Source organism: Aliamphritea hakodatensis (assembly GCF_024347195.1).
Taxonomy (GTDB): domain Bacteria; phylum Pseudomonadota; class Gammaproteobacteria; order Pseudomonadales; family Balneatricaceae; genus Amphritea; species Amphritea hakodatensis.
In genome coordinates, this window is record NZ_AP025281.1 from 3,194,211 (window position 1) to 3,220,848 (window position 26,638).

At 52.3% G+C, this 26,638-nt stretch carries 23 protein-coding genes; 1 reads left to right on the top strand and 22 read right to left on the bottom strand.

The genetic code is table 11. The annotated features are described in order from the left end of the window. Nucleotides 1–34: 34 nt before the first annotated feature. Both PCI15_RS14790 and PCI15_RS14795 read right to left on the bottom strand, forming a co-directional pair. Nucleotides 35–379, bottom strand: coding sequence for a DUF3127 domain-containing protein (locus PCI15_RS14790; protein WP_271270708.1), 345 nt, complete (start codon nt 377–379; stop codon nt 35–37). A gap of 102 nt (nt 380–481) precedes the next feature. Next, nucleotides 482–880, bottom strand: a complete 399-nt coding sequence (locus PCI15_RS14795) for a type II toxin-antitoxin system HicB family antitoxin (RefSeq protein WP_271270709.1) — start codon at nt 878–880, stop codon at nt 482–484. Nucleotides 881–1,189: 309 nt separating this feature from the next. Here PCI15_RS14795 and PCI15_RS14800 point away from each other — a divergent pair, with 309 nt between their 5' ends. Continuing rightward, nucleotides 1,190–1,525 carry a zinc ribbon domain-containing protein YjdM gene (locus PCI15_RS14800; protein WP_271270710.1) on the top strand — a complete coding sequence of 112 codons (336 nt, stop codon included), beginning with the start codon at nt 1,190–1,192 and terminating at the stop codon, nt 1,523–1,525. A gap of 71 nt (nt 1,526–1,596) precedes the next feature. Here PCI15_RS14800 and PCI15_RS14805 read toward each other — a convergent pair whose 3' ends face one another. The 20 genes from PCI15_RS14805 to PCI15_RS14900 all read right to left on the bottom strand — a co-directional run bounded on the left by PCI15_RS14805 (nt 1,597) and on the right by PCI15_RS14900 (nt 26,627). Beyond that, nucleotides 1,597–3,255: a putative bifunctional diguanylate cyclase/phosphodiesterase gene (locus tag PCI15_RS14805; protein ID WP_271270711.1), complete on the bottom strand. Its 1,659-nt coding sequence runs from the start codon at nt 3,253–3,255 to the stop codon at nt 1,597–1,599. Nucleotides 3,256–3,771: 516 nt separating this feature from the next. Beyond that, nucleotides 3,772–4,833 carry a TRAP transporter substrate-binding protein gene (locus PCI15_RS14810; RefSeq protein WP_271270712.1) on the bottom strand — a complete coding sequence of 354 codons (1,062 nt, stop codon included), beginning with the start codon at nt 4,831–4,833 and terminating at the stop codon, nt 3,772–3,774. A 44-nt stretch (nt 4,834–4,877) separates the two neighbouring features. Continuing rightward, on the bottom strand, nt 4,878–6,167 hold the full coding sequence (locus PCI15_RS14815; RefSeq protein ID WP_271270713.1) for a TRAP transporter large permease: 1,290 nt from the start codon (nt 6,165–6,167) through the stop codon (nt 4,878–4,880). Further along, nucleotides 6,167–6,724 carry a TRAP transporter small permease gene (locus tag PCI15_RS14820; RefSeq protein WP_271270714.1) on the bottom strand — a complete coding sequence of 186 codons (558 nt, stop codon included), beginning with the start codon at nt 6,722–6,724 and terminating at the stop codon, nt 6,167–6,169. Before PCI15_RS14820 ends, PCI15_RS14815 begins: the two co-directional genes overlap by 1 nt. Nucleotides 6,725–6,775: 51 nt before the next feature. Continuing rightward, a complete protein-coding gene (locus PCI15_RS14825) occupies nt 6,776–7,687 on the bottom strand; it encodes an NAD(P)-dependent oxidoreductase (protein ID WP_271270715.1) in 912 nt (303 codons plus the stop codon). After that, nucleotides 7,684–8,697 (bottom strand): transketolase family protein, encoded by a 1,014-nt coding sequence (locus PCI15_RS14830; protein WP_271270716.1) that lies wholly within the window; start codon nt 8,695–8,697, stop codon nt 7,684–7,686. The genes PCI15_RS14825 and PCI15_RS14830 overlap by 4 nt, the downstream gene beginning before the upstream one ends. Then, a complete protein-coding gene (locus PCI15_RS14835) occupies nt 8,694–9,527 on the bottom strand; it encodes a transketolase (RefSeq protein WP_271270717.1) in 834 nt (277 codons plus the stop codon). The genes PCI15_RS14830 and PCI15_RS14835 overlap by 4 nt, the downstream gene beginning before the upstream one ends. Before the next feature lie 121 nt (nt 9,528–9,648). Then, nucleotides 9,649–10,683 (bottom strand): LacI family DNA-binding transcriptional regulator, encoded by a 1,035-nt coding sequence (locus tag PCI15_RS14840; protein WP_271270718.1) that lies wholly within the window; start codon nt 10,681–10,683, stop codon nt 9,649–9,651. A gap of 240 nt (nt 10,684–10,923) precedes the next feature. Beyond that, on the bottom strand, nt 10,924–12,165 hold the full coding sequence (locus PCI15_RS14845; RefSeq protein WP_271270719.1) for a sirohydrochlorin chelatase: 1,242 nt from the start codon (nt 12,163–12,165) through the stop codon (nt 10,924–10,926). Between the two features lie 83 nt (nt 12,166–12,248). Next, nucleotides 12,249–13,436: an aminotransferase class I/II-fold pyridoxal phosphate-dependent enzyme gene (locus PCI15_RS14850; protein ID WP_271270720.1), complete on the bottom strand. Its 1,188-nt coding sequence runs from the start codon at nt 13,434–13,436 to the stop codon at nt 12,249–12,251. After that, a complete protein-coding gene (gene cbiB, locus PCI15_RS14855) occupies nt 13,367–14,347 on the bottom strand; it encodes an adenosylcobinamide-phosphate synthase CbiB (protein ID WP_271270721.1) in 981 nt (326 codons plus the stop codon). The genes PCI15_RS14850 and cbiB overlap by 70 nt, the downstream gene beginning before the upstream one ends. Then, complete coding sequence (locus PCI15_RS14860; RefSeq protein WP_271270722.1) at nt 14,344–15,969, bottom strand: cobyric acid synthase; 1,626 nt, start codon at nt 15,967–15,969, stop codon at nt 14,344–14,346. The genes cbiB and PCI15_RS14860 overlap by 4 nt, the downstream gene beginning before the upstream one ends. A gap of 35 nt (nt 15,970–16,004) precedes the next feature. Continuing rightward, nucleotides 16,005–19,901, bottom strand: a complete 3,897-nt coding sequence (cobN, locus tag PCI15_RS14865; protein ID WP_271270723.1) for a cobaltochelatase subunit CobN — start codon at nt 19,899–19,901, stop codon at nt 16,005–16,007. Further along, nucleotides 19,901–21,007: a cobalamin biosynthesis protein CobW gene (cobW, locus tag PCI15_RS14870; protein WP_271270724.1), complete on the bottom strand. Its 1,107-nt coding sequence runs from the start codon at nt 21,005–21,007 to the stop codon at nt 19,901–19,903. The genes cobN and cobW overlap by 1 nt, the downstream gene beginning before the upstream one ends. Before the next feature lie 76 nt (nt 21,008–21,083). Beyond that, nucleotides 21,084–21,872: a precorrin-4 C(11)-methyltransferase gene (gene cobM / locus PCI15_RS14875; protein WP_271270725.1), complete on the bottom strand. Its 789-nt coding sequence runs from the start codon at nt 21,870–21,872 to the stop codon at nt 21,084–21,086. A gap of 357 nt (nt 21,873–22,229) precedes the next feature. Next, a complete protein-coding gene (cobJ, locus tag PCI15_RS14880; protein WP_271270726.1) occupies nt 22,230–23,006 on the bottom strand; it encodes a precorrin-3B C(17)-methyltransferase in 777 nt (258 codons plus the stop codon). Nucleotides 23,007–23,107: 101 nt separating this feature from the next. Then, nucleotides 23,108–23,878 carry a cobalt-precorrin 5A hydrolase gene (locus PCI15_RS14885; protein ID WP_271270727.1) on the bottom strand — a complete coding sequence of 257 codons (771 nt, stop codon included), beginning with the start codon at nt 23,876–23,878 and terminating at the stop codon, nt 23,108–23,110. After that, a complete protein-coding gene (cobI, locus tag PCI15_RS14890; RefSeq protein WP_271270728.1) occupies nt 23,875–24,615 on the bottom strand; it encodes a precorrin-2 C(20)-methyltransferase in 741 nt (246 codons plus the stop codon). The genes PCI15_RS14885 and cobI overlap by 4 nt, the downstream gene beginning before the upstream one ends. A gap of 30 nt (nt 24,616–24,645) precedes the next feature. After that, a complete protein-coding gene (gene cbiE / locus PCI15_RS14895; protein WP_271270729.1) occupies nt 24,646–25,983 on the bottom strand; it encodes a precorrin-6y C5,15-methyltransferase (decarboxylating) subunit CbiE in 1,338 nt (445 codons plus the stop codon). Nucleotides 25,984–25,985: 2 nt separating this feature from the next. Continuing rightward, a complete protein-coding gene (locus PCI15_RS14900; protein WP_271270730.1) occupies nt 25,986–26,627 on the bottom strand; it encodes a precorrin-8X methylmutase in 642 nt (213 codons plus the stop codon). Between the last annotated feature and the right edge of the window lie 11 nt (nt 26,628–26,638).

The window sequence follows — 26,638 nt, forward strand, 5'->3', positions numbered from 1 at the left end:
AGGGCTTTTGTAAACGTACGGATATCAGTTCGGATCAGAACGGCACGTCGTCATCAAACTCAACCGGCGCAGTGGTATCGTAAGCAGGGGTCTGATCATACGGATCTGCCGCTGCACCGCCCTGAATTTTCCAGCCCACCAGATTGTTGAAATAACGCCCGTTGTACTCACGGCCACGGATATCGAAAGAAACCGTTACCTGCTGACCCGGCTGGATGTTGTCCAGCAGGCTGACCTTATCCTGCACAAACTCCAGATTGATATCCTGCGGGTATTTACCTTCTTCAACCGTAACAACCATTTCACGCTTGGTGAAGCCGCTGTTAAAGGTCTGTGGATCCTGAATTAACTTAACCTTACCGGTCAGTTCGTAAGCCATTGTCTTTACCTTGTATAGCTACATCGTGATGGGGGTTATTTAAGCAGAAATCAGAACAGATTACTGTAGGTTTTTACGGTGTACTGCAGAAGAAAAATAGCATTAACCGTAACGGCTGATTTCCTTTACGGCTGAATCAGCCAGAAAAGCTGAACGGTTTTTCCCGTGCCCTTTCTGACTCTGTTTCTCGATCTGACGCACTGAAATAGACGATAATGTAATTGTTACTTTTTCAGTTTTACCTGAAAACGGTGTGATATCTATATCAACTAACGCCCAGGTACCACCCGGAAACTGATGTTCAAAAGCCGACACAGGACTTGCTGCAGGTGCAATTTCACCATCTTCTGCCAGCCCTTCCAGATGAAACTCAATTGCCTCCCGAACATTATCAATTGCATCATCCATGGTGTTTCCTGCAGAAAAACAACCGGGAATATCAGGCACAGTGACTCCATACGCTGAATTTTCTTCGTGATGAATGACAACAGGATATCTCATTTATTCGCTCCAAACGCCTCGGTTACCAGGCAAAAATCCCGGTACTAAAGACCTGCTTGCTTCAGAATGCTTAACCATACCCTGCACAGCCTGAACCACGCTGGAATTCCATTCCCTGCAGGGAAAAGCTTTTATGACCAGCGTGGCCATTTAACAGACAAATGATGATGCTGTGATTCCCCTTCACCATCGCGGAAAAGCCTTTAAAAGCACCTGATATGAATTAACAGACAACCCACAAAATGCTCGCCAAAGCAGCGCCTTGCCACTATCATTCACGCCGAACTCACTGAAAGAAGAAATACTGTTATGTCCCTGCCTAACTGCCCGAGCTGTAATTCTGAATATGTTTATCAGGATCAGGATATGCTGATCTGCCCGGAATGCTCGTATGAATGGAATCCTGAAGAAGTTGCCGCAGAAAACGCCCTGAATATCCGCGACGCTAACGGCACACAGTTACAGGAAGGTGATAAAATCACCCTGATCAAAGATCTGAAGGTAAAAGGCAGCTCCCAGGTACTGAAGATTGGCACCAAAGCGCTGATCAAACGTATGGTCGACGGTAAAGACCATGAACTGGACTGCAAGGTAGACGGCGCCGGTGACATGATGGTAACCGCTAAGTTTGTAAAGAAGGCTTAAGTCAGTGTCGGGCAGAGAGCCGCTCTGCCCTTTCTCTTATCCGGGGAACCGGAGCAGCGGTGAACTGCCCGTTACTCCGTTACCACTTCTTTAAACTGATTCGCTTCGCTGGATAACCACTCCTCAAATGCACCCACCGGCATCGGTCTGGCCAGCAAATAGCCCTGCACAACGTCACAGCCCTCCCGTCTCAGCTTTTGCAGCACTGCCGGATCGTTGACCCCTTCTGCGGTTACCTGAAGCCCCAGGTTATGGGCCAGATTGATCGTCGCATTTACAATCACCGCATCGCTCTCATCGGTCATAATATCTTTTACGAATGAACGGTCTATTTTCAGCTCTTTGAGCGGCATACGTTTCAGGTAAGAAAGGGATGAATAACCGGTGCCGTAATCATCGATGGAGAAACGAAACCCCATCTGGTCAATCCGGTTAATGATTTCAAAGGCGGTTTCCGGATTACTCATAATCGAGCTTTCCGTAATCTCCAGCATGATCCATTCAGGATTCACCCCGGTACGCCCTTTCAGACCGGCAATTAAATCCGGTAATTCAGGGTTGTTCAGATCTTTCGCCGACAGATTCACCGATATGCTGATGTTATACCCCGTACCGGCCCATTTCACAGCCTGCAACATACTGGCTTCGATGACCCAGCGGGTCAGTGACTGAATCATCCGGGTTCGTTCCATCAGCGGTACAAAATGATCCGGCAATAACAAGCCATGCCTCGGGTGATTCCAGCGCACCAGTGCTTCCGCACTGCTGACACAATCATCCCTTAAATCCAGCTTCGGCTGGTAATAAAGCTCCAGCTCCCCACGTTCAACGGCCTGATTCAGTTCACTCATCAAGGTTAACTGCCGGGGTGTATGTTCATCATAAGAAGGGTCATACAGTGCATAACCCTTGTTTGAGTTTTGTGCAACATACAGCGCAATGCCCGCCCGCTGCACCAGCGTGTCCACATCACCACCATGGTCCGGGAAGTAGACAATCCCGATATTGGCCTGACAGGCCATCTTCACCTTTTCAACAAAAAACGGTTCTTCCAGTGCCCGGTGAATGTTTTCAGCCTGAGAAAGTACCGTTTGTTTGTTCTCAATATTGGTTAACAGCAAAGAGAAAATATTACTGTCGATCCGGGCAATCGTCGCAGGCGAAGCATAGGCGCTTTTCAGCCGCACCGAGACCTGTTTGATTAAACTGTCACTGGCGTTGCGTCCGAGGGTATCGCTGACCTGTTTGTAATTGCCGATTTCAATGAGTAAAACAGAGAGGGACTGCTGCTGACTGGTCTGGGATAAGATCCCCTGCTCAACCCGGTCATAAAACAATTCTTTATTGGGTAAGTCAGTCAGTAAATCATGGGTGACATTATAACGGGCCTGCTTTTCGAACGAATCAGCCCGTTCCCGAAGCTCCTGGGTCTGATCAATCACCAGTGCACTGGCCTCATAAGCCAGAATGGTACTTGAATACTGCCCCCAGAACGCAAATACAAAAGGGACTGCATCCATAATCCAGAGTGCGATATTGGTTTTCTGAACCAGCGCAATACCATCTATGCTGATACTGCCGGTGGTGTAATAACTGGCGCTCAGTGTCGCTATAATCAGCGCCGCCACCGCAACAACAATGCCCTGATAGGCCGTCTTTGAAACACGGGACTTCAGGACTTTTACGTTGTTATTTAAAAAGTCGTTTGTGTTACTGCCGATTAAATTCACACTGTCACCATTTCATCCTTGCGCCCCCTCACCAGATACTGAGGGAGGTGCGAATAATTCCACATTTCAGTTTCAGCGTTATCAATGATATGCCCGGGTGTATCCCAGTTTTAAAACCCCAAAGGTTCAGTGATGACGCACCGGAAAAGACCTGTCCCTGGCTGCCCCACCGGGCGCCCGTCTTCACCGGTTAATATATAAACACGTTAATTGAACAATATCACTCTGAATACCGTCTGAACTTTGCATAACGGGTATACAGACCGGTGCCTGCCTGCATAAAAAAAACCGCCGGAAGCATGCGCTGCCGGCGGTTTGTCTCTAACCCTTGTTTCTTTTTAATTTATTTCTTATGCGCGAAGGTCTCTTCTGCCTTAACCAGGCCGCCCGCTACATACCTAACAGACCTTCATCAGCACACTGATAACAGAGTTCAAACTGATTTCTCAGGTTTATAACTTTCTGCCGGGATTCCGGTACACAGACAGATCATCTAATCTTCCTCTGATCCGCCCCTCAGATTTCGGCATCAATCGCTGCTTCACAGGTCCGGATCGCAGACTGCATGTTATCCAGCCATTCTGTGCCATAATTGTTTATGTACCAAGCCTCCATTGGCTTAGCAGCGCTGCGGAACAGACGCTTTTCTTCCGGTGTCGGGACATAAACAGTACCTCCCGCCTTACGAAACTCATCATAAGCCTCAATCTGACGTCGCATAGGAAATGCACGCGTGACTCCCTTCAGATGCTGAAAGCCATCATAAACGATACGTTTTTCTGGTTCAGACAGACCGCTCCAGAAACTGTTATTCATCCACCACAAACTTCCCATATAAGCATGGCCATCCAGCGTAATGTACTTGATATGGTCCTGGAACTTCATATTAACGATATCAGTGATACCGTTTTTTGTGCCCTCAACCACACCAGTCGCCAACGATGTATACACCTCTGGCCATGCAATAGGTGTTGCATTTGCACCCAAGCTGACAACCAGTTCTTTCTGTATATCTGCGGGAATTGTCCGGATTTTTAATCCTTTAAGATCAGCCGGTGTTTTTATCTGCTTACCCGTCGTTGCAAAATTTCGCCAGCCGCCGGTGTTACTGATCGTCATTAACCTTACATTATCTGATGTACTGAGAACGCCATCGCGAAGTTGTGTAACAAAGGGACCGTCAAAAACACATTCAGCCACCCGGTCATTTTTAAACGCATATGGCAGATCCATTACCTGCCCGGGGGGAAATAAATTACCAAAACCACCGATAGTGGTGATAGTTGCCTGCAAAGTCCCATTTTGAATACTTTCAAGACATTCCCGATAACTGCTGCAAAACTGCCCTGCAGGAAAGATTCTGACGCTGATATCACCGTTGGTACGTGATTCAACATAGTCTTTAAGTACCATTGCGCCATCATAATCTTCATCATCAGTACCCGCCAGAATGCCTACATTAATCGTCTTCTTAGCGGCCAATACGGCCGTTGTACTGAAGGGTGAGAGCAAAACTGCCGTCGCAACAGTGATTACAGAAACCGCTTTAAAAAATCCTTTTATCTTTTTCCTGTTCATAGGTGTTCTCCTTGTTATTTTTGTGACTCAACTGATGACAGCCATCAGATGAAATTCAGCAAACGCGGTAACGTCAGCGAAATTGCAGGAACATAAGTGATTAATAAAATAATCAGTATTTCTACTGCTAAATAAGGAAATAACTCACGCAGAATAAGTTCCAGCCGTTCCCGGGAAACATTGGAGGTAACAAACAACACCAGCCCCATCGGCGGCGTAATCAGCCCTACGGTAACGTTAACGCACATGATGATGGCGAAGTGCAGCGGATCCATTCCCAACTGGTTAACAAAGACAGGCGATAAAATAGGTCCGAGAATCAGAATGGCCGGTCCGGCATCCAGAATCATTCCAACAGCGAATAACAAAATATTGAGCAATAACAGAAGCAGCAGAACAGATCCGGTGAGATCCAGTATCCAGGCGGCAAATTCCTGAGGAATACCCGAAACTGTGGCGAGCCACGCAAAGGAAACAGAAGCACCTATAACCACCATTATCACTGCAGACGATACAGCGGCACGTTTAAATACACCCGGCAAGTCCCGCCAGGTCATCGTTTTAATGACAAACAGTGAAATAAAAAATGCGTAAAAAGCAGCGACCCCGGCCGCTTCTGTAGGGGTAAAAATCCCTCCCAGAATCCCCCCCAGTAAAATAACCGGGGTTAGCAGCGGCAATACCGCATGTCTTGCGGCCTGTATCCGCTCAGCACCGGTAGCCTTTGTTTCCATAACCGGTAACTGACGCTTTCTGGCGATAACCGCAGTCACCAACATCAGTGAAGCAGCAATGATTAGTCCGGGAATAATGCCTGCAGCAAATAACGCAGCAGGCGAAACCTGCATAATAAATGCGTAAATAATCATAATGATACTTGGCGGAATGATAGGGCCTATGACCGCTGACGCGGCAGTCACTGCCGCAGCAAAACGGCGGCTATAGCCATTTTTCTCCATCGCCGGAATGAGCATTGATCCCAGTGCAGAGGCATCGGCTACTGCTGAACCACTAAGACCTGCAAACAGTACAGATGTAAAAATATTCACCTGCGCCAGACCACCGCGAATATGGCCTATCAGTGTTTGCGCAAAATTAACCAGCCGTAAGGTAATCCCTCCGTTATTCATACATTCCCCTGCTAACAGGAATAACGGTATCGCCATCAGCGGGAATGAGAACATGCCATTAAATAAGCGGGATATTACCTGAGTTAACATGCCTGACTGACCATCAATCAGGAGAGAAATCGTCGGCGCCATCAGAAGAACGAAAAAAACAGGTACGCCGATAGCCGTCAGTACCAGAAACAACCAAAAGAACAGTGCTGTCATCAGTTGCTCTCCCCGGTCATCTTCCCGGCATCTTTCATCTGAATACTTTCTGTGATGTCCGGTTTAATCAGACAAAGCAGCGAGCGCAAACTGTTCTCGAAGCAATTCGGCAATAAAACTGCCAGGGTCAGCGGAATAACGGCGTAGATGTATTTCATCTGCACCGGAACAGCATTTGCCCGTATAGTTGAATGCCAGGCCCAGCTGAAAGACTTGGAAATGAGGTAAACTAACAGGACACAGATAGCGGTGCTGATCAAAAACTGCAGCAAGTGGTTTAACCTCGCCGGAATCAGCCGCTGTGCCAGATCCATCTGAACATGAAGTGCCTTCCTGTAGGCTACAGGAACGGCCAGAAATGCCATCCAGACCATCAACATCAGTGACAAATCTTCCGCCCACGACAGGGAACTGTTAAGCACATAGCGGAAAAAGACCTGAATGATCACCATGATCATCATCAGTGCGATAAATAATGCTGAAATATACCAGCCTGCCAGTGCGAGTGGCCGGTTAAACCGTTCAAGTGTCTGTAAGAGCCATAAGAAATAAACCAAAATACCATCTCCGTTACTGTTGTTTTTATTAAGAGATAAATCTGGTGAAAGCTAACCTGTTGCCGTCCTTCGGATACCGGCTATTTCCTCAAGCAGCAGCAACATAGCGGTACAGTCTTCATTCTCCCGGCCATAACTGCGGCTGAGTCCGTAAAGCTGTTCAGCAGCCGCGCCCAGCCATACAGGCATACCGTTTTCAGCAGCCAGATCCAGCGCGAGCCCCAAGTCCTTCAACCCCATGAACAAAGGAAAATCAGGTGAAACATCACCGGCGAGCACTTTTTTTGGATAGTTGGTTGTCAGTTGGCCTTTGCCGGCCGGCGTTTCCCTGAATAAAGCAAGCATGCGGCTCTGATCAAGTCCAAGCTTTGCGGCGAACGTCAGCAATTCCGCCGCAATCACCATATTGACCATCGAACCGTAATTGTTTACCAGCTTTGCTTTCAGACCCATACCGACGGCTCCCATATGAAGCACCGTATCTGCCATAGCATTAAATACAGGACCAGCTTCCCGGATATCATCATCGTCACCACCGGCGATCACAATGAGATTCCCCGTCACAGCTTCCCTGCGACTGCGTCCTACAGGTGCATCAATCAGACGTAGCCCCATCTGTCTGAGTTGCATATTCAGTTGCAGCAGCTCCCGGGAAGAACCGGTGCTCATATCAACCACCAGACTGTTTGGTTTCATGACAGAAGCGGCACCATCCTGCCCCAGCAACGCTTCTCTGACATAAGAAGAATCCGGCAAAATCACTATGGTAATGTCTGCATCTGTGGCAGCATCAGCAGGAGACTGGGCACACCGGCATTCCAACTGACGAAAGTCTGCCATCGCTTGCGGATTTATGTCGTAGACCGCCAACTGAAACTGAGACCGGATCAGGTTCTTTGCCATGGGGCTTCCCATAACCCCCAGCCCAAGAAACGCTATTTTAAGCTGTGTATCTGTTTTCATTGATCCTGTTCCTTCAGCGTTTTGTTCAGCAAGTCTGCCGAAACCCTGACGAGATGCGCGACAGACAAGCCATACTTTTCCTGTAAATAGGATAGTGACCCTCCCTGGGCGAAAGTATCCTGAATGCCAACCCTTAAGAAGGTATTTTCTTTCCCCGCCTCTGCCAGAACCTCCGCAACCGCAGACCCCAAACCACCAATAACAGAATGATTTTCCGCAGTAATAATTCCTTTACCCTGCACAGCCTGTTGCAGAACAGCTTGCTTATCCAAAGGCTTGATGGTGTGCATATTGATAACGGAACAGGCAATGCCGAAACGATCTGTAAGGATGTCAGCCGCTTTCAGGGCATGACCGACCATGAGGCCACAGGCAAATATCGCCAGATCTTCACCTTCACAAAGCGTTTGCGCCTTACCGATTTCTAATTCCATCAGCGGCTGGTCGTCAGCCAGACTTTCACTTGCCCTTTCCATGCGCAGATATACCGGCCCGTTATAACCGGCAACAGCCCGGACAGCAGCAAGGGCCTGAGCGGCGCCGGCCGGTTCAATCACAGTCATACCAGGCAGGGAACGCATCAGCGAAATATCCTCAATCGCCTGATGAGAGACCCCCAGTAAAGTTGTTAACCCCGGTAAGAATCCAACGATTTTTACATTGTTTTTCGGATACGCCACCTGCATTGCAACCTGATCAAACGCACGCCGGGTCATAAAAACGCCGAAGCTGTGAACAAAAGGGATATCTCCCATGCGTGCCATACCTGAAGCGACGCCAATTGCATTCGCTTCCTGCATGCCGATCATGACAAAGCGTTCAGGAATCGCATCACGGAAGACATCGGTCTCTGTTGAGGCCGACAAATCACATCCCAGACACATGACTTCAGGTATTTCACGGGCAACCTGCACCAACGCATCACCGTAATACTTAGGAACCGCCTGATTTCCATAGACAGAAACCGAAGATGTAAAATCACCAAGGTGTAACGACGTAGCACGTGTCATGATGCCTCCTCCAGTACTTTTAATGCGTCATTTGCAGTCGTGGCATCCAGAACCATGTTGTGACTCAGTTGCCCCTCCAGAAAAGGAACACCTTTCCCTGCTACGGTGTGTGCGATTACAGCAAAGGGCTTCTCCGTATTGTTACGTGCCCGGGAGAAACTGCGGAGTAAACCCTCCATGTTGTTACCATCCACTTCACAGACCTCCCAGCCAAAAGCCCGCCACTTATCTGCCACAGGCTCCATTTTGATCACCTGGTCAGTATCTCCCTCTACTTGCATACGGTTCATATCAACCACCAGACAAATGTTGTCGAGCCCGAAGCTTGCGGCACTCATGGCAGCTTCCCAGGTCTGGCCCTCCTGCATTTCACCATCACCCAGAATGACAAAATAACGGCCATGCAAAGCCTTCTTTTTTGCAGATAAAGCCATCCCCACTGCAACGGAAAGTCCCTGACCAAGCGAACCGCAGGTTGCTTCCACACTGTCTCCCAGACGCTCCGAAACATTCACTTCAAGTTCTGAACCGTCATCGCAATAAGTATCCAGCCGGTTGCTGTCCAGCAACCCGGCCTCAGCAAGCGTGGCGTGAAAAACAGCAGAATTATGAGCCGTAGAGAGAATGCACCGGTCGCGGCCTATATCACTGAAATAGCCGGCATGGATGTTCATTTCATTCAGATAGATAGCGGTAAAGATATCTGCAGCCCCCAGCCCCTGCTGCACATAGCCCTGGCCACGCCGGGCAACTAACCTGATCACCTGCTGCCGAATTCGGTTAGCCTGTTGCTGAAGTGTCTCTGTGCGATCCTGCGGGTGAGATTTCATAAGCAGATTCTCTGATAGAATGACAAGATGTTACCGATAACATATGTTACCGGTAACATCTTATTCACAAATAAAACTTAACGTCAACACAATCTGATAAAATCCGTAGCAGAAACGCTACTTATGCACTGCCCCGCTGTACAATTTTGAACCCTAAATCAATACATTGCGGTTTCTGAGGGTCACCGTTAAGGCCTTTAAGAATCGCCTGAGCAGCCTGAGAGCCAATTTCATACCGGGGAACCGCAACAGTCGTTAACGGCGGGCTCATCAGGCTGGAAATGCCTGCATCATCGTAACCCGCCAGAGCAAGGTCATTCGGTATTTTAATATTCAGTTCCTGACATTTCAGCATCGCTCCTACTGCTAAAATATCCGATGCAGCGAACACTGCCTCTACATCAGGATCAGCTTTCATTATGTTTTCCAGTGCCTGCCCGCCCGCAAGAAACTCGAAATTACAACGCTGTAACAAGTTGTTATTGAAATGTATACCGGCCTCATCCAGGGCCTTCAAGAAACCGGATTCCCGCTGAACGGTACGGTCATTATTGGTAACATGCCCTCCGATATAAGCAATGTTCCGATACCCCTTACCGATCAGATAACGGGTCATGGTATAGGCGGCGTCATAACTGGAAACACCAACATTCACCCCAATAGGCGACTGGGTAATGTTCCAGATCTGCACAACAGGAATGCCGGCAGCCCTGACCATTTCAACCGTATTTTCAGAATGGGTATAGCCTGTAAGAATAATGCCATCAGGCCGGTGAGCCAGAAAGGTTCTGACCAGATCCTCTTCTGTCTGTAAGCTGTAGTTACTGTGCCCTATAAGGAGATGCAAGCCGGACGGACGTAGAGAATCCTCAATTGCCTGAAGGGTTTCTGCAAAAATCGAATTAGTAATGTTAGGAACAATGACAGCAACAATATTACTGCGGTTGGATGCAAGCGTGCCGGCAATACGGTTTGGCACATAATTTAGTTTTTGTACTGCCTGTTCGACCCGCTTGCGGGTGCTTTCAGATACTCTCTCCGGTGATCGAAAATATCTGGAAACAGTAATTGAAGATACCCCGGCTTCACGTCCCACATCATGAATAGTTGTCTTTTGAGAAAACTCACGGCGTTTTCTGATTTTCTTTTCCGACATAAGGACTCAACCCAAAGAACCTGTATAAACCAATAGCTTAACAAAGATACCCACTGGCCTTAATCATAAATCATCAATGGCCTGTAAGATATTTCAGCAACACAGACATGCCGGGTATCAGCGACAAGAAACAGCAGAAAACCACACAGCATCAGACAACAGCCTTATCAGAACTCATAAAAAAACCGCCGGAAGCATGCGCTGCCGGCGGTTTGTCTCTAACCCTTGTTTCTTTTTAATTTATTTCTGATGCGCGAAGGTCTCTTCTGCCTTAACAAGACCGATACGGTCCTGTTCTTCGTCCAGTACTTCCTGCGGGAACTGGCTCATGAAGCAGCAGCATACGCCTTCACCAATCATGGTGCGTGGCCCCAGCGGGTGGGCAATGTGCTTGTAAATACCATGGCTGTGACCGTGATCATGATCGTGTGAATGGCCGTGGCCATGATCATGAGAGTGCCCGTGATCGTGCGAATGACCATGATCGTGGGAATGACCATGATCATGGGAATGCCCGTGATCGTGATCGTGGGAATGACCATGAGAATGTCCGTGATCGTGATCGTGATCGTGAGAATGATCGTGACCGTGCTCACCTTCATTCGGATTGAACTCCGCATGGTGATGGTGAACATCCACTTCACCGGCCGCCAGGCGACGCTTGAAGGATTCCATCAGGCTTTCATTGCTCAGGTCCTGTGCGCCATCCAGAATTTCACGGACACGGATTTCAAAGGCGTCGATCACTTTCTCATGGTCGTTCAGGTACGGCGTCTTAATGAATTCAACACCCTGATTCTGTTCAGCAACCTGATCCACATAGCCGTAGATACGCTTGATCAGACGACCGGTGAACAGGAAGTAAGGGGCCACAACTACACGCTTGTAACCCAGCTTCAGCAGCTTCTCCATGCCCACGCCGACTGACGGATAAGTCACGCCGGAATACACGGTATCAGCCCAGCCAAAGCCCATATTTTCGTTAACGATACGGGTCAGCTTGGCCGCTTCGGCGTTTGCACCGGTGTCAGACGTACCGCGGCCAACCACGACCAGCAGGGTGTCATACAGGTTCTCTGGCGGATTTTCCGGATCAAGGCCCATGGATTCATAGATCCGCGCCTGGAACGCTTCGACCATTGCCGGGTGTAAGCCCAGTTCGCTGCCGTAATGCATTTCGATCTGGCTGTTGTTTTCTTCAAACGTCGTCAGCACCGACGGAATATCATTTTTGGCATGGGTCGCCGCAAACAGCATACCCGGAATGGCATACACCTGCTCAACACCCTGCTCCAGCAGGGAGTTCAGCCCCATGTGAATGTTTGGCGCCGAGAACTCAAGGAAACCATATTCAACCGGAATATCCGGGAAACGTTTCTTCAGGCCAGCGGCCACTAAACCAAATTCGCGTTCTGCATCTTTATCACGACTACCGTGACCACAGACCATAATGCCTTTTTTTGACACAATTTCTCTCCGCATCTTGTTGCCCTGTTTCATTCTGCAGGGCTTTATATTCTTAGTATGTTTAATTGCTCACATCCGCCTATAACAGATGTTGTCGATTAAATCGTTTCCAGCCGGGTTTGCAGTTGTAATGCCGTTCCGGAATCAAGGGCGTTAATGATGCCCGTACGTAACAGCATGGTGCCATCGTGCAAATCAATTAAGCGCACTAATATGCCCCGCTCTGCCAACCCTTGGTACAAACTGTAAGCCGCTGACGTTGCCAGCCGGTGGCAGGCAAATAACTGTTCCCGGCAAAAAGGCTGTGCATCATACGCCTCTAAAACCGGCTGTAAAAGGGCTTCTGTCAGTTCTGCATTGGCTGCAATATCTGCCCGCGCCTGCTGCTGCCACTGAATGTCATTCAGCGCGGCAATGGCAACGGTCTGAGCTGGCCCGTTTACTGGCCAGGGGCCAAGTAAATCAGCCAATCCCTGCATCACCGTTTCACTGCCAAAAATAGCGCCCAGGCGGATACCCGCCAGGCCAAAAAACTTCCCGAATGAACGCAACACCAGCATATTCGGCCGAAAGCAGTCACCCAGCACACTCTGTTCCGGATGAAGATCCACAAAGGCTTCATCAACGATCAGTTGTGCCCCCGGTGCTAACCGCTCTGCCCAGTCGGCTAACTGCTGCGGGCTGAATGTCAGCCCGGTGGGGTTATTCGGGTTAATCACCAGCAGATGAAAACGGTCACCATCTGACTCCGCCTGTTCCAGCGCCTGCTCGATTGCCAGCCGGGCAGAGACCTGATCCAGCGCCGGATAGTAACGCAGTTCAGCACCGTACTGTTGCCAGTGCTGCCGGTGTTCCTGATAGCCAAAATCCGGTAACAGCACCGGCATATTTTCCAGTACTTCAGGCAGAAACTGAATAATCGGCTGGCTGCCACTGGCCAGTTGGTAAGGCCGGTCAGCGTAATAACGGCGCACAGCCTCATCCAGCTCCGGGCGTAAATACGGCAGCGCCTGATACGCCTGACTGTTAAACGCCGGTACCGGGTAATACTGCGGATTGATCCCCGTTGAAAGGTCAATCCAGTCTTCCACCGGCGTACCAAACTGCTGGCTCGCAGTATACAGATCCCCGCCATGACATAGATTCAGCGCCTGTCCAGTTAAACGGTTTTCACTGTCAGCAGTCTTCAGATGCACATCAGCCATCACGTTTGCCATCACATCAGTCTCACGGTCAGCCAGAGAGACGGCGCCATTGCCAGTGCGGCAATCACCAGATACCAGCAAAGAATCGCCTTATTTACCAACCGGCAGGCCGCTTCGATATCCCGGGCTTTCGGTGTCGGGTTTTCCACCAGCCCTAACACCGGGCGGTCCTGCCACTTGCCGTGATACACCGCACCACCGCCAAGCTTTACGCCGATGGCAGCAGCGCCGCTGGACATCACCAGCCCGGCATTCGGGCTTTTCCAGTTGCCACGCTGGCGCTTCCAGGCTTTAAATCCTGCGGTGGTCTTACCCGCCAGACAATAGCTCAGGGCAGTTAAACGTGCCGGAATAAAGTTGAGCACATCATCCGCCCGGGCTGCTGCCCAGCCGAATTTCAGATAACGGCGGTTTTTATAGCCCCACATGGCATCCAGCGTATTGCTCATGCGGTACATAACAACCCCGGGCACACCCAACAGACAGAACCAGAAAATGGCGGCAAAGATTGCGTCCGCACCGTTTTCCAGCACGGATTCCGTCGCTGCCGTAGCAATGGCGGTTTCATCCAGCTCCGAGGTATCACGGCTGACGATCATACTCACCGCCCGACGGGCACCCGCCATATCGCCCTGCCCCAGCGGATTCGCAATCGCACGGCCATGGCTCAGCAGGCTTTGCCAGCCAATCCCCAGATACAGCACCGCGGCACCGATTAAGGTTTCAAACCAGATATTCAGCGCCAGAAGGTCCACCAGCACGCAGGCCACCAAAGTGATTGGTAACACCGCCAGACACCAGGCCAGAATCCCCCGCCATTTGCCGGAAGCATCCCCCTGGGAGCCATTACGGTAACGGTTCAGGTGCTGCTCCAGCCAGATCGCCAGATTGCCAAAGCCCACCAGCGGGTGATAACTGCGCGGCTCCTGGAAACGGTAATCCAGCAACAGGGCCAGCAAAATGGCCAGTACAATGCTCAGTCCTTCAGTCATGACGCCTGTTCCTGTGCTGTTTCCTGTTCTCCTGGGATTGCGCTGCTGTCCATATTCAGTAATGTCAGTAACTGTTCTAACGGGATGGCTTCTTCAACCGCGTCTGCCAGCCGTTCAATCTGCTGATCCCGGAAGGCCAGATAATCAAAGCTTTCAAACTGCGCCAGCCCGGCCCAGCGTAATACGTATTCAAGGGTGGTTTCTTCATCCAGCAAGCCATGAATGTAACTGCCCATTACCCGGTTATCCGCGTCGACAGCCCCGTCAGACGTGCCTTCAGAGGAAGCCGCCTTCAGCTCACCATGCTGCTGTTCCTGTTCCTGCAAACCACAGAACATCGGCGTCTCCAGTGCGGCTCCGCTGCTGCGCCCGGTGTGAATTTCGTAACCGCTGACCACCACAGAATCATCCGCCGCCAGACAGCCCCGTACATTACGCAGGATCTTATTACCGGTCAGGGTAGTTTCCATATCCAGCAGGCCCAGCCCTGCATCGGAACCCGGTGCAGACTCATGACCATCCGGATCATGTACCCAGTTACCCAGCATCTGATATCCACCGCAGATACCCAGAACCTTGCCACCCAGGCGCAAATGCCGCTGAATCACTTCACGCCAGGTCAGACCACTGATACCCGGATCGTTATGTTCGGTTTTCGCGTATGTACTACGGCCGTCCAGCCAGCTCAGATCACCGCGAACATTTTTACTGCCCGGCAGGATGATCAGGTCCGCCCCTGTGAACTGCGCCGGGTCCTTCAGGAACTGGCAGTCCACCTGCGGATGCATCCGCAGCGCATCAAAGTCAGTATGGTTGCTGGCCCGCGGGTAAAGCGGCACCACCACCCGCAACTGCTGGTAGTCATCGTCACCAGTCTGCTGCCGGGCAACCGCATCTTCCGCTTCAATGTGCAGATTATGGATGTACGGAATGACGCCGGTTACCGGCACACCGGTTTTATCTTCCAGCCAGTCCAGCCCGGACTGCAGCAAACGCACATCGCCCCGGAAACGGTTGATGATAAACCCCTTCACCCGGGCTTTTTCTGACTCGCTCAGTAACTCATACGTGCCGTACAGGTGCGCAAACACACCGCCACGGTCAATGTCTGCACAGATTACCACCGGGCAGTCCACTGCTTCGGCAAAGCCCATATTGGCAATATCGTGTTCCCGCAGATTGATTTCTGCCGGGCTGCCCGCGCCTTCCACCAGTACGGTCTGAAATTCATCCCGCAAACGGTGATGGCTGGCCACCACTTCTTTCAGCAGCTCCGGTTTATAAGCGTGATATTCGGTGGCCTGCATGTTGCCCACCGCTTTGCCGTGCAGAATCACCTGCGCGCCAAGATCACTGTTCGGCTTTAACAGCACCGGGTTCATGCTTACCGACGGTTTGAGGAAGCAAGCTTCAGCCTGTACCGCCTGCGCCCGGCCAATCTCACCGCCTTCGGCGGTCACGGCACTGTTAAGCGCCATATTCTGGGACTTAAACGGCACAACACTGATGCCTTTTCGCGCCAGTATCCGGCAAAAGGCCGTTACCAGAATGCTCTTACCGGCATCGGAGGTAGTGCCCTGAACCATTAAACTGTGCGGTGAGCTGAATTTTGCAGCTGTCATCGTTTATAACCTGTACTTATCGCTTCGCCTGCCGGTTAACCGGCCGCTTCCTGCTGTTCATCAATGCTGAGCAGCAGATCCTGTAACTTGTCCTGATAGTCACCCGGTTCCTGCCACAGACCGCGCTGCGCAGCTTCCAAAAGGCGCTCAGCCATTTCTTCCAGTGCATGAGGATTGTGTTCTTCCAGAAATGCCCGGTTTTCTTCGTCGAACACCAGCGCATCTGACACCTTTTCATACTGATAATCCGCAATCAGATTGGTGGTGGCATCGTAAGCAAACATGTAGTCAACGCTGGCGGTCATTTCAAATGCCCCCTTGTAACCATGTTCGCGCATGGCGCCAATCCATTTCGGATTCAGCACCCGGGAGCGGATTACCCGGTTAAGCTCTTCTTTCAGGGTGCGCACCTTAGGCTGCTGCGGGTTTGAGTGATCATTGTGATACACCTGCGGCATTTCGCCACCAAACACCCGCACGGCATTGGTCATGCCTCCCTGGAACTGATAGTAGTCATCAGAGTCGAGAATATCGTGTTCCCGGTTATCCTGGTTCTGCACCACCACTTCCAGCTGAGATAAACGGTTCTGAAAGGCCTGCTTCGCTTGTACGCCATCTTCTGCCTGGCTGCCATAGGCATAACCGCCCCAGTTCAGGTAGGCATCCGCCAGATCACTTTCCTGTTCCCAGCAACGTTCATCAATCAGGCCCTGCAAACCGGCACCGTAGGCCCCCGGTTTGCTGCCAAAGACCCGGAAACTGGCCTGACGCTCAGCATCTTCGGCACTCATGCCTTCAGCTACCAGCTCCGCCTGACGGGCTTCAATATTGGCCTGAATGGTGTTGCCGTTACCCGGCTCATCCAGCGCAGCAACCGCCTGAACCGCCGCATCATAAAGCTTCATAACATTGGGGAAGGCATCCCGGAAGAAGCCGGATACCCGCAGGGTAACATCCACCCGCGGACGGCCCAGCCGCTGACAGCTCACGACTTCAAAATCCACCACTCTGTTAGAGCCCGGCGCCCAGACCGGCCGTACGCCCATCAGCGCCATCGCCTGTGCAATGTCATCACCGCCGGTACGCATGGTGGCGGTGCCCCAGACGGATAAACCGATCTGTTTCGGATAATCGCCGTGTTCCTGCAAATGGCGTTCAATCAGCGCCGCAGCGGAGCGTTCGCCGATTGCCCAGGCCGCCGGTGACGGTATGGCACGGTTATCCACCGCAAAGAAATTTCGGCCGGTGGGCAGCGTATCAAGGCGGCCACGGGTTGGCGCGCCACTCGGCCCCGGCGGTACAAAGCCACCGCTCAGGCCGCTGATCAGCGAGTTGATTTCCAGCTCGGCACTTTGCAGCAACGCCCGGTAAATCACGCCGTTCACATAGTCCAGCTGGGCGGCTGTATGGGGCAACTGACTCAGCACATCAGCGGTCAGTAATCCGGCGTCTGAATCATCATTCAGGACGTACTGTTTAATCAGGGCTTTGGCCACTAACTCCAGACGCTCACGGGTATCGGCCTGGGTACGCCATGCATCACCGCTGACTGTCTGCAACAATGCCGGCTGTTCGCCGGCCCAGACACTGTGATCGCCGGTCAGAGGTTCAAATCGCTCACCGTCGACCCGTAAATCCAGATCCAGCGCGATATTATCAAGAATGCCACGGCTGTCATCCGCATCCCCTCTCGGAAGACGCAACAGGGCAACTAAGGTGTCAGCCAGTTTATCGCTGGCGGGGAGCTCACCCATAATGTGCAGGCCGTGGCGAATCTGGGCTTCTTTGATGTCACACAGGTAGGCATCCAGCTCAGATAACAGGGTTTCTTCCAGCGCTTCCTGGCTGACGTTTTCGTCGGCCTGTTCAGCGTGATTAAGATTCGTCTGGCTGAGCAGTTCTTCTCGCAGGTTTGAATCATTCAGCTGTTGCAGGATGGCCTCACGCAACCAGTTTTCCCGGGCCTGATCCATCCCCATGGCCTGATAAAACTCGTCTACCAGCCCTTCCAGCTCGGCCATTTCACCGTAGGTTTCTGCACGGGTCATTGGCGGCATCAGGTGATCGATAATCACCCCCTGGGTACGGCGCTTGGCCTGTGAGCCTTCACCGGGATCATTCACGATAAACGGATAGAAATGCGGCATCGGGCCAAGAGCAATGTCCGGCCAGCACTGATCTGACAGCGCCGATCCTTTGCCCGGCAGCCATTCCAGATTGCCGTGCTTACCCACATGGATAACCGCATCCACGCCGTAGCAGTGGCGCATCCAGAAATAGAAGGCTAAATAGTTATGCGGCGGGATCAGATCCGGGTCGTGGTAGTTCGCCACCAGGTCGATGTTAAATCCCCGGGCCGGCTGGATACCGATAAAGGTCTCACCTAAACGCATGCCGGATAACATCAGCCGGCCGTTACGGCATTTGATGTCCTGCTCCGGGCTGCCCCACTGGTCGTAAACCGCCTTTTGGCAGTCCTCCGGTAATTGCCGGAAATACTGCATGTATTCATCAATGGCCATGCTTTGCCAGCACGGCAAGGTGTGCAGGGTATTCGGGTTATTGGTCACCGAACCCAGCAATTCTTTAATCAGATCATCACCGGTGGCCGGAATGTTTTCCACCGGGAATCCGGCGTCCGCCATGGCGTTGAGAATATTCACCGTTGAGGCAGGCGTATCCAGCCCTACTCCGTTGCCGATACGGCCATCTTTGGTTGGGTAGTTAGCAAGGATCACCCCAACCCGTTTGTCGGCATTGGCTTTGTTTGCCAGCCGGCAATAGGCCAGTGACAGTTTTGCCACGAACCGGGCGCGCTCCTCATGCAGGGCATAACGCACCACAGAGATTTCACTGCGCTCGGCAAAATGGCTTTCAGCTTTAAAGCTCAGCGCACGGGTTATCACCCGGCCGTCCATTTCCGGCAGCACCACCTGCATGGCAATGTCCCGGCTGCGCAGGCCCTGGCTGTATTGCTGCCAGTCATCTTCAGTACTGCTGGATAACACCAGTTGCAGCACCGGTACTTCGCGGCTGAATGGCGAGTAAAACTCACTCGGCTGGGAACACAGATCCGGGCTCGCCACTGTGTTGCTGGCAAAGCCGGTGGTGTTGAGTATCAGTTTGGCGTCGCTCTGTTCCAGCAGCGCGTTAACCAGCGCCATGGATTCAGGGTCTTTAAGCGAAGCAATCGCCAGCGGCAGCGGGTTAAGCCCTTCGCTGCGCAAAACGTCGATCAGGTGATCGAACATGCCAGTATTGGCCGACTGCAGGTGGCTACGGTAAAACAGCAGTAATGCCACCGGCGCGCCGGGAATTGCACTGGCCTGCCATTCGGCAAACGAGGCCTGTGCCAGCCCGCTCGCAGAAGCATCTCCGGCGGGCTGATAGATCATGCAGCGCGGTAGCACCTGCGGCTCCCGCCACAGTAACGCTGCATGTTCAGGAATAAAGGCTGCACTTAAATAGCGCAGCAACTGTTCAGCATTCGCGGTGCCGCCTTCCCGGAGGTAGCGCCACACCCGCTGTTGCTGTTCAGCGGTCACATTACTGGCAGTCTGCAACTGCGGATCGGGGGTATCGTCACCGGGGACCAGAATCAGCGTACGGCCGGGCTTTCGGGCCCAGTCCTGCAGCCGTTCAAACCCGTATTGCCAGTAGCTGGCGCCCCCCAGCAGGGAGACAACAACCACTTTAGCCTGTTCCAGCACCTTGTGCTCATACAGGTCATACGCGGCGGGTTTGATAATCTGCATCCAGTTTGCCAGACGTACGCCGGGCAAATCTGCCGGCGCCTGATCAACACCGCAGGCCAGACCTGCCAGAGCGCTGTCAGCCGCCGCCATAATCACGATATCGCCGGGGCTCTGATCTAAATCGATGATGCCTTCTTCATCAACAAAGCCACCGGGTTGTGCTGCCAGTAAATGCATTAAACCGCTGCTGCCTCTTCAGCCGTTCCGTTTACCAGCGCTTCGCTCAGTGCCGCTTCAATCACAGACTGTTCGATGCCTTTGCCGATGAATACCAGCGAGGTGCCACGGGTTTCTTCTGCCGTCCACGGACGGTCAAAATACACATCCAGACGCTTACCCACCGCCTGCATTACCTGGCGCATTGGCTTACCCGGTAGTGCCGCAAAACCTTTAGCGCGGAAGATGTTGTATTCTTCGATCAGGCCCTGCAATACTTGCTGTAAACGGTCGCTGTCCACTTCACCCATTTTAATGACGAATGAATCAAAGTGATCGTGGGCGTGCTCATGTTCGTGGTCATGATCATGGTGATGATCGTGGTGGTTGTGCACATGGTTGATACGTTCTTCAGCCTTGGCATCCAGGCCCATCAGTACGTCCAGCTCCGCTTCACCGTTGCTGATGTAAGTGGTCTTAACCGAAGAAGGTACCTTGGCAGTAACACGGTCCTGAACCACAGTACGCTGCGCTTCATCCAGCAGATCGTTCTTGCTGACCACAACCAGATCGGCTGCACTCAGCTGATCTTCCAGCAGCTCCTGCAGTGAAGGATCGTGATCCAGGCTTTCATCCGCCAGACGCTGTTCCTGTACTTTGTCCGCATCATGCGCGAAACGGCCGGCAGCAACTGCTGGTCCGTCAATCACAGTGATCACCGCATCAACGGTGCAGTATTCTTTAATGCCCGGCCAGTTGAAGGCCTGTACCAGAGGCTTAGGCAGCGCCAGACCGCTGGTTTCGATCAGAATGTGGTCGATGTCATCACGGCGGGCAACCAGCTGTTCCATGACCGGCAGGAATTCTTCTTCCACGGTGCAGCAGATGCAACCGTTAGCCAGTTCGTAAAAACCGTTATCGCCATCAGCCGCGGTTGAGGTTTCGTCTTCACAGTCCAGCGGGCAGCTGCGCAGCAGATCTGAATCGATATCCAGTTCGCCGAATTCATTCACAATCACGGCAATACGCTTGCCGGCGGCCTGCTTCAGTACGTTAGACAGCAGCGTGGTTTTACCGCTGCCCAGAAAGCCGGTAACAACAGTTGTCGGGATCTTATTCAGTTGCATATCTGTTTCTCTCATTATTTCGGCTGTGCCAACCCTGTTTCTGACGGGCAACACAGCGTCATTATTCACTGGTGGATTAACGCTTCACGGTACGGGGCGTTTCCGGCTTAACTTTCGGGCGGTACACATGCGCCTGATCTTTGGCGTACAGGTATGAATCTGCGAAATCATCACAGTCCAGTACGTTACCCACCAGAATCAGTGCGGTACGGGTGAAACCTTTGTCCCGGACCTTTTGCACGATGTCTTTCAGGGTACCGGTCACATAATCCTGATCCGGCCACGAGGTGCGGTAACAGACGGCAATCGGGCAGTCTTCACCGTAGTGCGGGATCAGCTCTTCAACGATCTTATGGATCCGCAGAATTCCTAAGTGGATGGCCAGTGTCGCGCCGCTCTGGGCCAGCTGTGGCAAACGCTCACGTTCAGGGAACGGCGTTTTACCTTCATAGCGGGTCATGATGACGGTCTGGGTCACACCGGACAGCGTCAGCTCTTTACCCAGCATGGCAGCAGAGGCCGCCACCGCGCTTACACCCGGAATAACCTGATAGTCGATACCGAACTCTTCCAGACGACGGATCTGTTCACCGATAGCACCGTAAAGCGCCGGGTCACCACACTGTAAGCGGGCAACATCTTTGCCTTCTTTGTGCGCTTCTTCGATGACCGCTGAAATTTCTTCCAGATCGATACTTGCCGTATCAATGATCTTTTCAGCTGTACCTTCCACTTCTGCCAGTACTTCACGGGGAATCAGTGAACCGGCATACATCACTACCGGGCACTTTTTAAGAGTCTTCATACCCTTAAGGGTCATCAGATCCGGATCACCCGGGCCAGCACCAATAAAATAAACGGTCATTTTCATGACTCCTGCAAACATGCATTGTTGTTATTCGGCGATCGTATCGCGTAGCAAACGATCCCGGTGTTACGCTGCCAGTTTTCTGACCTGCCCCGTCGCCAGACCTTAGAAAGAGCCAAAAGCTTCTTAAACAGATCTGGTGTTACAGGCGCAATAGCCAGAACTTACTGCCTGCTCTAACATCATCAGCAAGCCAAATAGCCAGAACCCACTGCCAATTCCCGACACAGTTCTGGCGTTATGAGCGCAGGTCAGACAAGGAATAAATTTGCCGAGGGAGCGGAGCTTATGCCAATAAGTGAGCATCCCGAGGCAAATTTTGACGCCGTATGACCAAGCGCAATAGCCAGAAAGTTAGAGCTTCTTGCTGTATCCACGTGGGGTATACACCCACTCTTTAGAGCCGTTCAGAATACGCTTGGATTCACTGTTACCCACGCTCACCATGGTGAACATATCCACGTCTTTCGCGTCCAGTTCACCCAGAGTGATGATACGGATAGTCTCATCTTCACGGGTCAGCTGACGGCCCAGCAGTACAGGTGTACTGGCCGGACGGTATTGCAGCAGCACGTCACGGGCATGGTTCAGCTGCCAGTCACGCTTTTTCGAGACCGGATTGTAGAAAGACACGACAAAGTCACCGGCGCCCGCACTGTGAATGCGCTTATCGATGGTTTCCCACGGCGTCAGCAGATCCGACAGTGAGATGGTGCAGAAATCGTGGCCCAGCATCGCACCGATACGGCTTGAACCGGCCTGCATCGCAGAAATACCCGGTACCACTTCAATTTCCACATCCAGCCACTCAGGGTGATTTTCTTTACCCTGCAATTGCTGATCCAGCAGTTCAAACACCAGGGTCGCCATCGCGTAAATACCGATGTCACCGCTGGAAATCAGCGCCGTATCTTTACCGGCTGATGCCAGATCCAGTGCCAGACGTGCACGACCGATTTCCTCGCCTAATGGCAGGTCATGGTGGGTCTTGCCTTCACACAACTCACCCAGCAGATCCAGATACAGGCCATAAGCAACCAGGTCAGTACTGGCAGCGATAGCTGTACGGGCCTTCGGCGTTAACAGATCAGCATTTCCCGGGCCGGTGCCCACAACAAACAGTTTTGCCATTTTCTATCTACTCTTCAGTATCGGGACCGGTGCACAGACACCGGACGTATTATCAAAACCTGTGCGTATCCGCACAGCCAGCAGGATCAGTGATCTCTGCTTCAGTATTTAAAGCTCCGTGCAATTGCGCACGTCGCCTGTTTATTCTTATGCTTGGGCAATACCAGTTCCGGCGCTTCGCCGGTGATCTGCCCGGCGGCATACAGGGCAGCAGACTCTGCCACGCCGTACACGCCCACGGTGTTAAACACATACTCGGAACGCATGCTCAGCAAGGGTTCCATGGCCATCAGGGTGGCGGCATCCCAGGTCTGGTAAGGCTTACCCAGGGTATTAGCCAGTTCAATCAGCCCGACTTCATCGGCCTTTACATCAATGCTGTGAATACTGCTGATGTCATCGATGCTGAGATTGGCTTTAGCCAGACACTCATCCAGCAGCCCCTGCAACACATGTTCAGGGCAGTGGCGTTCACAGCCCATTCCCACGCTGTATACCGGCTCCAGATAAGCTCTGGCACTGGTGATGACCGGCTGAGCATCAATCAACTGTGCCACATCCGCCGCCCACTGATTGGCTCCGCCTTCGTGACCAGACAACAGTGGAATCACAAACTTGCCCAGCTCATCCAGCACCAGCACGGCGGGGTCTTTAAATTTATCTTCAATCACCGGTGCCAGCGTGCGCATCACAATGCCGGTAGCACAGATAAAAATCTGCCGTTCCCCGCGCTGAAAAGAATCACGTACCTGCTGCTTAAACGGTTGCGGTTTAAAGCTCAGCTCAGCGGTCTCGCCGGCTGCCGTCAGCAAACCCTGAAGTTTTTCCCCCAGCCGTCTGCCGGTATCCGTTAAAGCAAAAATCCGCATCATGATGGGCGGTTTTCCCGTACTACAACGAACAGCGAGAAATACGGACCAGCTTCCTTCGCCAGCTCAGAAGCCGGCATTGTCTGCTGATTTTCACGGCCAATGTATTCCAGATAACGGGCTTCGTTCAGACGGCCGGTCGCTTCCAGCTGAGCCAGAATACGTGGCCGTGCCATACCCGCTTTCATGATGACCACACTGTCATGATCAGTCAGTGCTTCTGCCAGTTGCTCATCCGTATGGCGGCCACTGACGACAGCAAACGACTCCTGCTGCATGGTCAGTGGTAATGCCAGCGCAGAGGCAGCCGCATTCACCGATGAAATTCCCGGCACAACTTTGCAGGTAAACTCACTTTCCAGCCGTTCCAGCAAATAACTGAAAGAACCAAAGAACAATGGATCACCTTCACACAGAAACACCACATCCTGACCGGCCCCCAGGCATTCACGGATTTCTGCCGCGCCTTTGTCATAAGCCGCATTGGCCGGATCACGCTGAATCACCATGGGCATCGGCACGCTGATATGCTTTGCATCACAGCGGGCACCGGAAAGTTCCAGCGCGCCACTGGCAATATCCCAAGCCTGTGAGTGCCCTTCAGCATTCGACAGATAGCTGACCACTGCACTGTCTTTTATCAGACGCAGGGCCTTAAGAGTCAGCAGCTCCGGATCACCGGGGCCAACACCCACACCATAGAAACATCCGGTGCGGGCCGTTGCTGTCGCATTGCTCATATCTTTTTTCTCACTTCAACATCACGAATATTAACGTTTACAGAAACTGTATAAATTGACCGGCAAATTGGGCCGGTACATCAGCTGCCCCGCCAGTTGCTCACCCCGGCTGACACCGATCTGAACCGTATGCGGCTGGCTGTCATCTGCCGCACAGCGCTGTTCATAAAAACTCAGCAACTGCTGTTTACTGTTCTCGGTGACCGCACTGGCCACTAATACGCCGCCCGGCGGTAACAGCGCCCAGCACTGCTGCAGCAGACCGGCCATTTCGCCATCGCTGCCACCGATAAAAATTTTATTAGGAGACGGTAAATCATTCAGCGCCTGCGGTGCCCTTCCCGCCACGACCTGCAAATTTCCGGATACGCCATAACGCTGCTGATTCGCCGTTAAACAGGCTAAACGCTGCCCATGATGCTCAATTGCAAATACCCGGCACTTCGGCTGCCAGTAACTCAGCTCAATGGCCACGCTGCCGCACCCGGCACCTATATCCCAGAGAGTGTCTTCCACCGCTGGCTGCAGCAGCGAAAGAATGGACAAACGCACTTCCCGCTTGGTGATCAGCCCTTTGCCAGCGGACGCCACATCTGCCGTGAGGCTGCATTCCTCTCCGGTAAGAATACGTTCGGCCTGCTCAGCATCGGTAATAAAACCATTGTCAGGAATGCCCGGAAACACCGGTAACAGAGCCTGCTTCGCCGGAGGTAACAGTGGCTCAACCAGGCTGACATGCAGAGGGTCGAACTCAACATCGCTGTTCTCAGCCAGCTGTCGGGCGGTGAAACTGCGCACTTGCTCCTGCGGGTAACCCAGGGTTTCACAAACGCTGATCAGGGTTTCGCTGAATCCCGCCGCCAGACATTCATGGGCCAGCGCCCGGGGGTGGCTTTTGTCGTCTGTAAGAATCAGCAGCGGCTGACGGTTTCTTAACCGGGTACGCAGCTTCGCCCGTGGCCGGCCATGCAGGCTCAGCACTTCTACGTCCTGCAATGAACGCCCCAGCCGGTGACACGCAGCCTGCAAGCTGGAGACACCCGGATGATAATGCAACTGCGCCTGTGCAAAGGTCCGGCCAAACCAGGCACCAATGCCATAAAACAAAGGATCACCGGAGGCCAGAATTGCAATGCTGTTCACATCTGCTGCCATTTCAGGAAGTTGTTGCTTCAGCTCTGACAACTTAGGTAACACCACCTGGCGCTGATCTTCACGGAGCAACCCGGCCACCGTTTCCAGCTGGCGTTCAGAACCAATAACAATTGCAGCACTGTTCAGACCCGCTTCCGCCTCAGCGCTCAGCCGGGCTTTGTCACTGACCCCAAGGCCAATAATGTGCAGTTGCAGGTGCCCCATTGCCGTCATATTCAGTACCACTCACCGCGGTTACAGCGCAGCAACGCATTGACGCTGGCGGAGCTGACCGCACTGCCGCCCGGACGCCCTAGCAAGGTTATGCACGGAATTCCCAGCTCTTCATGTACTTCCCACAGGGCATCTTTAGATTCCGCTGCGCCTACAAAACCCACAGGCATGCCGACCACCAGCGCCGGTTTTGGGGCACCCTGCTGAATCATTTCCAACAGACGGAATAATGCAGTCGGGGCATTACCTATCACCACCACACTGCCTTCCAGATAGTCTTTCCAGAAATCCAACGCCGCCATGGAACGGGTTTCACCGCGGGATTTAGCCAGATCTTTGACCCGCTCATCGTTCAGGAAACACAGAGGTTCACGCTCGATCATCCGCTTGGTAATGCCCTGCTTAACCATTTCCACATCACACAGGATCGGGCAGTTATTGGCCAGCGCAGCCATACCGGACTCGCAGGCACCTTCGCTGAAACGTACCAGATCAGCGACTTCAGGTAGCCCAAGACTGTGCACAATGCGCATAACAACCTGTTGCTGCTCGCGGCTCAGGCCATCCAGATTGGCGGTCTGGCGAATCTGACGGAAACTTTCCTGCTCAATCGCCTGCGGGTTTAATTCGTATTCGAAGCTCACGGGCCTGACTC